Below are 11,665 nucleotides of genomic sequence, written 5' to 3'. Positions count from 1 at the left end.
GGAGACCGCGAACATGTTGCGCATTCTGCTGATCAACGACACCGCGAAAAAAGTCGGCCGCCTGAAAGCGGCGCTGACCGAGGCCGGTTTCGAAGTGATCGACGAGTCCGGCCTGACTATCGACTTGCCCGCGCGCGTCGAAACGGTGCGCCCGGACGTGATCCTGATCGATACCGAGTCACCGAGCCGCGATGTCATGGAGCAAGTGGTGCTGGTCAGCCGCGACCAGCCACGGCCGATCGTGATGTTTACCGACGAACATGACCCAGGGGTGATGCGTCAGGCGATCAAGTCCGGGGTCAGCGCCTACATCGTCGAAGGCATTCACGCACAGCGTCTGCAGCCGATTCTCGATGTGGCGATGGCGCGCTTCGAGAGCGACCAGGCCTTGCGCGCGCAATTGCAGGCCCGTGACCAGCAACTGGCCGAGCGCAAGCGCATCGAACTGGCCAAGGGTTTGCTGATGAAGATGAAGGATTGCAACGAAGAGGAGGCCTACACCCTGATGCGCCGCCAGGCCATGAGCCGCCAGCAGAAGCTGATTCAAGTGGCGGAGCAGATCATTGCCATGAGTGAGTTGCTGGGCTGATTGAAGATCAAAAGATCGCAGCCTCGTTGCACTCGTCAGCTCCTACAAGTGAACGCACCCGCCTGTAGGAGCTGACGAGTGCAACGAGGCTGCGATCTTTTCAAGCCTTGGCACAAATCTCGCTAAGTAAACCGCACAGGTAACCAACGGCGGTTGCCCCACCTACGACAAAGACGTCGCTCACCCCGTTCGCCTCCGGCGAATCAGGTAGCGGCGTTTTTGCGTTTTGGCCCCAGAGAACGGGGCCGGTGGTGCGGCCGTGAGGCGCTCCACCTGCTGTGCATGACTCCTTTCGAGACTCTTTTCAGCCGAGGTGCGCGATGAATTCAAGCTTCTGGAAATCCGGCCATACCCCGACCCTGTTCGCGGCCTTCCTGTATTTCGACCTGAGCTTCATGGTCTGGTACCTGCTCGGCCCGCTGGCGGTGCAGATTGCCGCCGACCTGCACCTGACCACCCAGCAACGCGGCCTCGTCGTCGCCACGCCGATTCTGGCCGGTGCGGTGTTGCGCTTTGCCATGGGCATGCTCGCCGATCGCCTGTCGCCGAAGACCGCCGGGCTGATCGGCCAGGTCATCGTCATCTGCGCACTGTTCGGCGCGTGGAAACTGGGTATCCACAGTTATGAACAGGCGCTGATCCTCGGCCTGTTCCTCGGCATGGCCGGCGCGTCGTTCGCCGTCGCCCTGCCCCTGGCCTCGCAATGGTACCCGCCAGAACATCAGGGCAAAGCCATGGGCATCGCCGGCGCCGGCAACTCCGGCACTGTGTTCGCCGCACTGCTCGCGCCAGTGATTGCCGCAGCGTTCGGCTGGAGCAATGTCTTCGGTTTCGCCCTGATCCCGTTGATCCTGACCTTGGTGCTGTTCGCCTTGCTGGCAAAAAACGCTCCCCAGCGGCCAAAACCGAAAGCCATGGCCGATTACTTCAAGGCCCTCGGTGACCGCGACAGCTGGTGGTTCATGTTTTTCTACAGCGTCACCTTCGGCGGCTTCATCGGCCTTGCCAGCGCCCTGCCAGGTTATTTCAACGATCAATACGGTCTGAGCCCGGTGACCGCCGGCTACTACACCGCGGCCTGCGTGTTCGGCGGCAGCCTGATGCGGCCGCTGGGTGGTGCGCTGGCCGATCGCTTCGGTGGCATCCGCACCTTGCTGGCGATGTATACCGTTGCCGCCACCTGCATCGCCGCCGTCGGCTTCAACCTGCCAAGTTCCTACGCGGCGCTGGCGCTTTTCGTCTGCACCATGCTTGGCCTGGGCGCGGGCAACGGTGCTGTTTTCCAACTGGTGCCGCAGCGCTTTCGTCTGGAGATCGGCGTTATGACCGGGCTGATCGGCATGGCCGGCGGTATCGGCGGCTTCGCCCTCGCGGCCGGTATGGGCGCGATCAAGCAAAGCACCGGCAGCTATCAACTGGCGCTGTGGTTGTTCGCCAGCCTCGGTGTATTGGCGTGGTTTGGCCTGCACGGCGTCAAGCGTCGCTGGAGAACCACCTGGGGTTCGGCGGCAGTAACGGCGGCGCGGGTCTGAGGCTTCAATGGCCCTGCAACTGAGTTTCGCCGAAGCCAGCGCCACCGGCCCACGCGCGGAGAATCAGGACGCCCTGCGTTCGGTGACACCCGCGCCGGCATTGGCGGTAAGCAAGGGTTTTCTGTTCGCCATCGCCGACGGCGTCAGTCAATGCGCCGACGGCGGCCTCGCCGCGCGTTCAACCTTGCAGGCGCTGGCGCTGGACTACTACGCCACGCCGGAAACCTGGAGTGTGGCCCAGGCGCTGGATCGCCTGCTGCTCGCGCAAAATCGCTGGCTGCAGGCCAACGGCGGCGGGCAACCGCTGCTGACCACGGTCAGCGCGCTGGTGATGCGCGGTCGGCGCTTCACCCTCGCCCATGTCGGCGATTGCCGGGTCTATCGCTGGCATGCCGACCGGTTGCAGCGCATCAGCGAGGATCACGTCTGGGAGCAACCGGGCATGCAGCATGTGCTCAAACGTGCGCTCGGGCTCGATCAGCATCTGGTGCTGGACTTCCTCGACGGTGAATTGCGAGAGGGCGAAAGCTTCGTCCTGCTCAGCGACGGCGTCGGGTCGACCTTAGGCGATACCGCGATCGCGGCAATTCTGCGTGATCAACCGGATCTGCACAGCGCGGCGCAAACCCTGGTCAACGCCGCGCATCTGGCCGGCAGTCAGGACAATGCCAGTGCCCTGCTGGTGCGCGTCGATGCGCTGGGCGAATCGAACATCGGCGATGCGCTGGTGCAGCTGCAGCAATGGCCGCTGCCGCCAGCGCTGAAACCCGGGCAAGCGTTTGAAGGCTGGCAGGTGCAAGGCATCATCGGCCAGAGCCAGCAATCGCTGCTGTATCGCGTGCTCGATGGCCACGGCCAGCCGTGGCTGTTGAAGACCTTGCCGACGCGCTTGGCCGACGATCCACAGGCCGGGCAAGCGCTGCTGTCCGAGGAATGGTTCCTCAAGCGCGTGGCCGGACGGCATTTTCCGGAAATCCATGCCTGCACCCAGCGTCAGCATTTGTATTACGTCATGCGCGAATATGCCGGGACGACACTGGCCGAAGTGTTTCAACACCGCGGCCCGCTGCCATTGGCGCAATGGCAGGACATTGCCGAGCGCCTGTTGCGCGCGGTGGGGCTGTTGCATCGGCGGCAGATTCTGCACCGCGATATCAAACCGGAAAACCTCCTGCTGGGTGATGATGGCGAGCTGCGCTTGCTGGATTTCGGGCTGGCTTATTGCCCGGGCTTGTCGGAAGACGCGCCGGCGACATTGCCGGGAACGCCAAGCTTCATTGCTCCGGAAGCGTTTCGCGGCGAACCACCGAATGCACAGCAGGATTTGTATTCAGTTGGCGTCACCCTTTATTACCTGCTCACCGGGCATTTTCCCTACGGCGAGATCGAAGCGTTCCAGCGGCCCCGGTTTGGCGTGCCGGTCAGTGCCAGTCGCTATCGCCCGGACTTGCCGGAATGGCTGGCGCAGAGTCTGGAACGCGGCGTCGCAGCCGATCCGCAGCAACGCTTTGAAACGGCTGAAGAGTGGTTGCTGGTGCTGGAACAGGGTGAGCGACGTAGTTTGAGTGTGCGGCCTCGGCCCTTGTTGGAGCGAGAGCCCTTGAAGGTCTGGAGGACGATGGCGCTTCTGGCATTGCTCGGGAATGTGGTGCTGCTGGTTTTGTTGTTTCATCACTGACACCGCGTCGCGGCCATCGCGAGCAGGCTCACTCCTACAGGGGGAATGCATTTCAAATTGTAGGAGTGAGCCTGCTCGCGATGACGCCCTTCCAGTCGCTACAAATCCATCTGCCTGAATGCTCCACGAACGATCAGCCTGCTTCGATACGGTGCAGAAAAACCTTTGGGAGCGCTAACGAAACCCAATAAAACCGCGCGTCCCGTAGTTGGCACAACCACTGCATTACCCTTCTCACCACACATAAAGCCCAACCTTCAACGACGAAGGCTGCGCTTCCCGAGAGAACGGGACCAGGACAAAGGCGTCCTCGCTAGGCAACTAGCGGGACGCCTTTTTTTGTTTGCGCAAAATTTGTCGAGCAAGGCCCGACGGCCCACCAGAGGCCAGCCGCAGCTCCCGGAGAACCTGATGAAAAAACTCAAACTGGTGATGATCGGCAACGGCATGGCCGGGGTGCGTACCCTGGAAGAACTGCTCAAGCTGAGCGACGAGCTCTACGACATCACCGTCTTCGGCGCCGAACCGCACACCAACTACAACCGCATCCTGCTGTCGCCGGTGCTGGCCGGTGAGCAGACCTTCGAAGAGATCGTCCTCAACGACCTCGACTGGTACCTGGAAAACAACATCAAGTTGCTGCTCAACCGCAAAGTCGTGGAGATCGACCGGGGCAAACGCCGGGTGATCGCCGAGGACGGCACCGAAGCCGAGTACGACCGTCTGCTGATCGCCACCGGCTCGACCCCATTTATCCTGCCAATCCCCGGCAACACTTTGCAGGGCGTGATCGGTTATCGCGACATCGCCGACACCCAAGCCATGATCGACACCGCCAGGACCCACAAACACGCCGTGGTCATCGGCGGCGGTCTGCTCGGCCTCGAAGCGGCCAACGGCCTGATGCTGCGTGGCATGCACGTCACCGTGGTGCACCTCGGCGAATGGCTGCTGGAGCGGCAACTGGACAAGACCAGCGGCCAGTTGCTGCAATCAGCGCTGGAATCCCGGGGCCTGCATTTCCGCCTGTGCGAACTGACCCAGGCCCTGCACGACGCCGGCAATGGCCGGGTCGGCTCGGTGCAGTTCAAGAACGGCGACATCATCCCTGCCGACCTGGTGGTGATGGCCGCCGGCATTCGTCCTAACACCGAACTGGCGGAAAAGGCCGGCATCCCGTGCAATCGCGGGATTCTGGTCAACGACACCCTGCAAACCTACGATCCGCGCATCTACGCGATCGGCGAATGCGCCAGTCATCGCGGCATCGCCTACGGCCTGGTTGCGCCGCTGTTCGAACAGGCCAAGGTTTGCGCCAACCACCTCGCGCAACTGGGTTTCGCTCGCTATCAGGGCTCGGTGACTTCGACCAAATTGAAAGTCACCGGCATCGACCTGTTTTCCGCCGGCGATTTCATGGGCGGCGAAGGCACCGAGACCATCACCCTCTCCGACCCGATCGGCGGCGTGTACAAAAAACTGGTGATCAAGGATGACGTGCTGGTCGGCGCCTGTCTGTATGGCGATACGGCAGATGGCGGTTGGTATTTCCGGCAGATTCGTGAGAATCACGCCATCGGTGAGATCCGCGATCACTTGATGTTCGGCGAAAACGCTTTAGGCGACGTAGGACATCAGGGCCAGGACAAAGCCATGGTCATGGCCGACAGCGCCGAAGTGTGCGGCTGCAACGGTGTGTGCAAGGGCACCATCGTCAAGGCGATCCAGGAACACGGCCTGTTCAGCGTCGATGAAGTGAAGAAACACACCAAGGCTGCCAGCTCCTGCGGCTCCTGCGCCGGTCTGGTCGAGCAGATCCTCATCAATACCGTCGGTGGCGCAGCGGACGTCAAACCGAAGAGCGAAAAAGCCATCTGCGGTTGCAGCGACCTCAACCACGGGCAGATTCGCCAGGCGATCCGTCAGGAACACCTGCTAACCATCGCCGAGACCATGAGTTACCTGAACTGGCGCACGCCCAATGGCTGCGCGACCTGTCGTCCGGCGCTCAACTATTACCTGATTTCCACCTGGCCGGGCGAAGCCAAAGACGATCCGCAATCGCGCCTGATCAACGAACGTGCCCACGCCAACATCCAGAAGGACGGCACCTATTCGGTGGTGCCACGCATGTGGGGCGGCGTGACCAACCCGTCGGAGCTGCGCCGGATCGCCGATGTGGCCGACAAGTACAACGTGCCGATGGTCAAGGTCACCGGCGGTCAGCGCATCGACCTGCTGGGGATCAAGAAACAGGATCTGCCCGGCGTGTGGAAAGACCTCGACATGCCGTCCGGCCACGCCTACGGCAAATCCATCCGCACGGTGAAAACCTGCGTTGGCAGCGAGTTCTGCCGTTTCGGCACGCAGAACTCGACGCAACTGGGCATCGAGCTCGAGCACGACCTGTTCAACATGTGGTCGCCGCACAAGGTCAAGCTGGCGGTATCCGGTTGCCCACGCAACTGCTCGGAAGCGGGCATCAAGGACGTAGGAATTATCGGCGTCGACTCCGGCTGGGAGATGTACATCGGTGGCAACGGCGGGATCAAGACCGAAGTCGCCGAGTTCTTCGTCAAACTGAAAACCGCCGAAGAAGTTCGCGAATACAACGGTGCCTTTTTGCAGCTGTATCGCGAAGAAGCTTTCTACCTCGAACGCACCGTGCACTACCTGCAACGGGTCGGCATGGAGCACATCAAGAAGAACGTGCTCGAAGACGCCGAGCGGCGCAAGGCTCTGAACGAGCGGCTGCAATTCTCCCTGTCGTTCGAACAGGATCCGTGGAAAGAACGTCTGGCGCAGCCGCAACTGAAGAAAGAATTCGACGTGATCCCTGTGAAAAACCTGGAGGTGCCGGCATGAACTGGCTCGATATCTGCGCGCTGGAAGAGATCAACGCCCTCGGTTCGCGGATCATTGCCGGGCCGAAAGGAGACATCGCGATTTTTCGTACAAGCGACGATGAGGTTTTCGCCCTTGATGACCGTTGCCCGCACAAGGGTGGGCCACTGTCGCAAGGCCTGATCTACGGCAAACGCGTGGCCTGCCCGCTGCACAACTGGCAGATCGACCTCGAAACCGGCGAAGCCCAGGCGCCGGACATCGGCTGCGCCCATCACCATCCGGCGCGAGTCGAGAATGGCCGGGTGCAACTGGCCCTGCGGGACGCCATCTGATGAACCGCCAGACGACCGCCTCGACCTGCTGTTACTGCGGGGTCGGCTGCGGCGTACTGATCGAGCATGACGGCGAGCGCATCCTCGGCGTCAGCGGCGATCCGGCGCACCCGGCCAACTTCGGCAAACTGTGCAGCAAAGGCTCGACGCTGCACCTGACCGGCGACCTCGCCGCCCGCGCCTTGTACCCGGAACTGCGTCTGGGCAAAGGCCTGGCGCGCAGCCGTACTGGCTGGGACAGCGCATTGGAGCACGCCGCCAACGTCTTTGCCGAAACCATCGCCGAACACGGCCCGGACAGCGTAGCGTTCTACATTTCCGGGCAGTTGCTCACCGAGGACTACTATGCCTTCAACAAACTGGCGCGGGCGCTGGTCGGCACCAACAATATCGACAGCAATTCGCGGCTGTGCATGTCCTCGGCGGTGGTCGGCTACAAACGCAGCCTCGGCGCTGACGCACCGCCATGCAGTTACGAAGATCTGGAACTGAGCGACTGCGTGATGATCGTCGGCAGTAACATGGCCTACGCCCATCCGGTACTTTTTCGTCGGCTGGAGGAAGCCAAATCCCGTCGTCCGCAGATGAAAGTCATCGTCATTGACCCGCGTCGTACTGACACCTGCGATTTGGCTGACCTGCATCTGGCGATTCTTCCGGGTACCGATGTCGCCTTGTTCCATGGGATTTTGCACCTGCTGCTGTGGGAAGACTGGGTCGATCGCGATTTCATCAAGGCGCACACCGAAGGCCTCGGCGGACTTAAAACGCTGGTCCGCGACTACACCCCGCAGATGGTTTCGCAGCTGTGCGGCATCAGCATCGAGCAGTTGCAGCAATGCGCGGAATGGGTCGGCACTGCGCCGAGCTTCTTGTCGCTGTGGTGCATGGGCCTGAACCAGTCCAGCGCCGGCAGCGCGAAAAACAGCGCGCTGATCAACCTGCACCTGGCCACCGGGCAAATCGGCCGGCCGGGTGCAGGACCTTTCTCCCTGACCGGTCAGCCAAACGCCATGGGTGGGCGGGAAACCGGCAGTCTGTCCAATCTGCTGCCCGGCCACCGCGACGCCGCCAATCCAGAGCATCGCGCCGATGTGGCGGCGTATTGGGGTGTGGACAAGTTGCCCGAGGCGCCGGGCCTGAGCGCCATCGAGCTGTTCGAAAGCCTGCGCAGCGGCAAGATCAAAGCGCTGTGGATCGCCTGTACCAACCCGGCGCAATCGATGCCCGATCAAAGCGCAGTCCGCGCAGCGCTTGAGGCCTGCCCTTTTGTAGTGTTGCAGGAAGCATTCCGCACCACCGAAACCGCTGCGTTTGCCGACCTGCTGTTGCCAGCGGCAAGTTGGGGTGAAAAGGAAGGTTCGGTGACCAATTCCGAACGGCGCATTTCCCACGTGCGCAAAGCGGTTGTCGCACCGGGCGAAGCGCGGCCGGACTGGGCGATCACGGTGGATTTCGCACAGCGTCTGGAGAAACGTCTGCGTCCTCGCCAGCCAAGTCTGTTCGCTTTCGATCAGCCTTCGCAGTTGTTTGATGAATTCAAAGCACTGACCCGTGGGCGAGACCTGGATCTGTCCGGAATCAGTCATGCCCTGATTGACGAGATCGGCCCGCAGCAATGGCCCTTCCCTGTCGGCGCCCGCCTAGGCACGCCACGCTTGTACGGCGACGGCATTTTTCCTACAGCCAATGGCCGCGCGCAGTTCATTGCCGATCCGTATCGCGCCGCCAAGGAACAACGCGACGCGCGCTTCCCGCTGACCTTGATCACCGGTCGCCTGCGTGACCAGTGGCACGGCATGAGCCGCACCGGCACCGCCGCGCAATTGTTCGGCCACGTCAGCGAAGCCGTGCTGAGCCTGCACCCGGAAGAAATGCGGCGGCACCGCTTGCAGCCCGGCGATCTGGTCAATCTGAAAAGCCGCCGTGGCGCCCTGGTTGTTGCGGTCGGCAGCGACGACAGCGTGCGTCCGGGCCAGGCGTTCCTGCCGATGCACTGGGGCGATCGCTATCTCAAGGGCGGCGTCAACACGCTGACCTTGCCGGCGTTTGATCCGCTGTCCAGGCAACCGGAGCTCAAGCACAGCGGCGTGCGTCTGGAGGCAGTCGACCTGCCGTGGCAACTGTTCGCCTTGATCGAGGGTGATGTTCAGCGGCATTTCGAGACGCTACGACCGCTGTGCGAGGCGTTTTCCTACGTCAGCCTCGGCCTTGTCGGTCGGGAGCGACCGGCGTTGCTGATACGCGCTGCACACGCCGAGGCGCCAGAACCACAGTTGCTGGGCGAGATTGACCGGTGCCTGTCGCTGCTGGATGGCCCGGTTCTGGCGTACGACGATCCGCGCCGTGCCATTGGCAAGCGGGTGCGCATCGAGAACGGCCGTATCACTGCGATTCGCCTGGCCGGCGAAACCCTTGCCCAGCACTGGTTGCAAAGCCTGTGGCTGGAGGGCCGCGCCGACCAGCAACTGCGGCGCTGGCTGCTCGCGCCAATGAGCGCACCGCCGGGCGCTGTCGGCGCCATCGCGACTGACAAGACGCTGTGCAATTGCGAAAACGTCAGCCTCAACGCAGTCTGCGCCGGCATCCGCCAGGGCCTGGATCTGCAAGGCCTGAAAAAAACTCTCCGATGCGGTACGCAATGCGGTTCCTGCGTGCCGGAAATCAAGCGTCTGCTGGCTGCCGAAGCGCGGCCGGTCGCGGTCATTCAATGAGGACAACAGCATGAATGCGAAAGTCTGGCTGGTGGGCGCAGGCCCTGGCGATCCGGAGTTGCTGACGCTCAAGGCAGTGCGCGCGCTGCGCGAAGCCGATGTGGTGATGATCGATGATCTGGTCAACGACGCGGTGCTGGAGCACTGCCCCGATGCGCGGGTCATTGCCGTCGGTAAACGCGGCGGCTGCCGCTCGACACCGCAGGCATTCATTCATCGGCTGATGCTGCGTTACGCACGCCAAGGCAAATGCGTGGTGCGGCTCAAGGGCGGCGATCCGTGCATTTTCGGTCGCGGTGGTGAAGAAGCGCAGTGGTTGCGCGAGCGCGGTGTTGAAGTGGAACTGGTCAATGGCATCACCGCCGGGCTCGCCGGAGCGACGCAATGCGATATTCCACTGACGTTGCGTGGCGTCGCACGCGGGGTGACGTTGGTGACTGCGCACACTCAGGATGACAGTCAGCTGAACTGGCAGGCGTTGGCGCAAGGCGGGACAACGCTGGTGGTTTACATGGGCGTGGCGAAACTGGGCGAGATTCGTGATCAGCTGTTGGCGGGAGGGATGGCGGCGGATACGCCGGTGGCGATGATCGAAAACGCCTCGTTGGCGCATCAGCGTGAATGTCGCAGTGATTTGAGTGCGATGGCTGAGGATGCGTCGGCGTTTGAATTGAAGAGCCCGGCGATTCTGGTGATTGGTGCGGTGGCGGCTGTTGTTGAAGAGCAAAAGATCGCAGCCTGCGGCAGCTCCTACATTGGACCTGCGTACCTCCTGTAGGAGCTGCCGCAGGCTGCGATCTTTTCAAGATTCAAAGCCAAATCGCAGACAAAGAAAAGCCCGGCCTGAGCCGGGCTTTTCCATCAGCGGCAGCTAATTACTTAGCTTGAGCTTCAACCTGCGCTTCTACGCGACGGTTTACAGCGCGGCCAGCGTCAGTTTTGTTGTCAGCAACTGGGCGGGATTCGCCGTAGCCAACAGACTGAACGCGGGACGATTCAACACCGTACTGGTTGGTCAGAACCTGCTTAACGGCGTTTGCACGACGCTCGGACAGTTTCTGGTTGTAAGCGTCAGGACCGACGGAGTCAGTGTGACCTTCAACAGTAGTGGTGGTGGATGGGTACTGCTTCATGAAGTCAGCCAGGTTTTTGATGTCGCCGTAGCTGTTAGGCTTGACTACCGACTTGTCGAAGTCGAATTTCACGTCCAGCTCAACACGAACAACTTCAGCAACTGCTGGGCAGCCATCAGCGTCAACGGTTACGTTGGCTGGGGTGTCCGGGCACTTGTCAACGTTGTCGCAAACGCCATCGTTGTCGCTGTCGGAGCAGACTTCAGCAGGTGCTGGAACTGGAGCAGCAGCTGGTTTGGAGCCGCCACCGAAGTTCACACCGATACCGACGCTAGGAGCCCACTCGGTGTCGCCCTGGTCGATGTTGTACTGAGCTTCAACGCCGGCACGGGCGTAGAAGTTCTCGGTGAAGTACAGCTTGGCACCGCCGCCAACGTTGGCGAAGGTGGAACGGTTACGACCGTTCGAACCGTTCTGGTCGATGCTCTGGTCAGAGAAACCGGCCGAAACGTATGGACGAATCATGTCGCCTGGGTTGTTGAAGTGGTACAGAGCGTCCAGAGCGGTGTTAGCGCCTTTGACGTTCTTGCCATCGTCGGCACGTACGTTGTGCACTTCGTCGTAGCCCAGACGCAGTTCAACGTCGTCGGTCAGGAAGTAACCGATCGAACCGCCGAACAGGTTGCCGTTGTTCTTGAAGTTACGAGCGCTGTCGAATTGTTCTTTCTTAGCGAAGCCTTCGATTTCAACTGCGCCTTGGCCTTGTGCCAGAGCGCCGAACGAAGTGGCGGCAATCAGAGAACCAATGGCCAAGCCCAAGGTGTTTTTCAGTTTCATCCGTTAAATCCCCATCTGGTGATTGTGAAGCAGTCCCGCAAACCGGGGGACAACTCGGCGGCA

Annotated in this window: 8 protein-coding genes; 7 read left to right on the top strand and 1 reads right to left on the bottom strand. The window is 61.6% G+C overall.

Annotation, left to right across the window (positions count from 1 at the left end):
* The first annotated feature begins 13 nt into the window (after window positions 1-13).
* The 7 genes from J2Y90_RS14835 to cobA all read left to right on the top strand — a co-directional run bounded on the left by J2Y90_RS14835 (window position 14) and on the right by cobA (window position 10,470).
* The gene (locus J2Y90_RS14835) at window positions 14-589 is read left to right on the top strand and encodes an ANTAR domain-containing response regulator (protein WP_007916390.1); all 576 of its coding nucleotides are present in this window, start codon (window positions 14-16) and stop codon (window positions 587-589) included.
* A 320-nt stretch (window positions 590-909) separates the two neighbouring features.
* Entirely contained in the window at window positions 910-2,121 is a 1,212-nt protein-coding gene (locus J2Y90_RS14830) for a nitrate/nitrite transporter (RefSeq protein ID WP_253500628.1), read from the top strand.
* Between the two features lie 7 nt (window positions 2,122-2,128).
* Window positions 2,129-3,799, top strand: coding sequence for a bifunctional protein-serine/threonine kinase/phosphatase (locus J2Y90_RS14825; protein WP_253500627.1), 1,671 nt, complete (start codon window positions 2,129-2,131; stop codon window positions 3,797-3,799).
* Between the two features lie 411 nt (window positions 3,800-4,210).
* Window positions 4,211-6,664 (top strand): nitrite reductase large subunit NirB, encoded by a 2,454-nt coding sequence (gene nirB, locus J2Y90_RS14820; RefSeq protein ID WP_253500626.1) that lies wholly within the window; start codon window positions 4,211-4,213, stop codon window positions 6,662-6,664.
* The gene (gene nirD, locus J2Y90_RS14815; RefSeq protein ID WP_016773836.1) at window positions 6,661-6,978 is read left to right on the top strand and encodes a nitrite reductase small subunit NirD; all 318 of its coding nucleotides are present in this window, start codon (window positions 6,661-6,663) and stop codon (window positions 6,976-6,978) included. The genes nirB and nirD overlap by 4 nt, the downstream gene beginning before the upstream one ends.
* Entirely contained in the window at window positions 6,978-9,692 is a 2,715-nt protein-coding gene (locus tag J2Y90_RS14810) for a nitrate reductase (protein ID WP_253500625.1), read from the top strand. The genes nirD and J2Y90_RS14810 overlap by 1 nt, the downstream gene beginning before the upstream one ends.
* 10 nt (window positions 9,693-9,702) lie before the next feature.
* Entirely contained in the window at window positions 9,703-10,470 is a 768-nt protein-coding gene (gene cobA / locus J2Y90_RS14805; protein WP_253500624.1) for a uroporphyrinogen-III C-methyltransferase, read from the top strand.
* Between the two features lie 97 nt (window positions 10,471-10,567).
* Here the strand turns inward: cobA and J2Y90_RS14800 are convergent, their stop codons facing one another.
* The gene (locus tag J2Y90_RS14800) at window positions 10,568-11,602 is read right to left on the bottom strand and encodes an OmpA family protein (protein ID WP_016773833.1); all 1,035 of its coding nucleotides are present in this window, start codon (window positions 11,600-11,602) and stop codon (window positions 10,568-10,570) included.
* Window positions 11,603-11,665: the final 63 nt, after the last annotated feature.

Origin of the sequence: Pseudomonas koreensis (assembly GCF_024169245.1) — a bacterium.
Taxonomy (GTDB): domain Bacteria; phylum Pseudomonadota; class Gammaproteobacteria; order Pseudomonadales; family Pseudomonadaceae; genus Aquipseudomonas; species Aquipseudomonas koreensis_F.
This window is presented reverse-complemented; position numbering and strand designations above follow the sequence as displayed.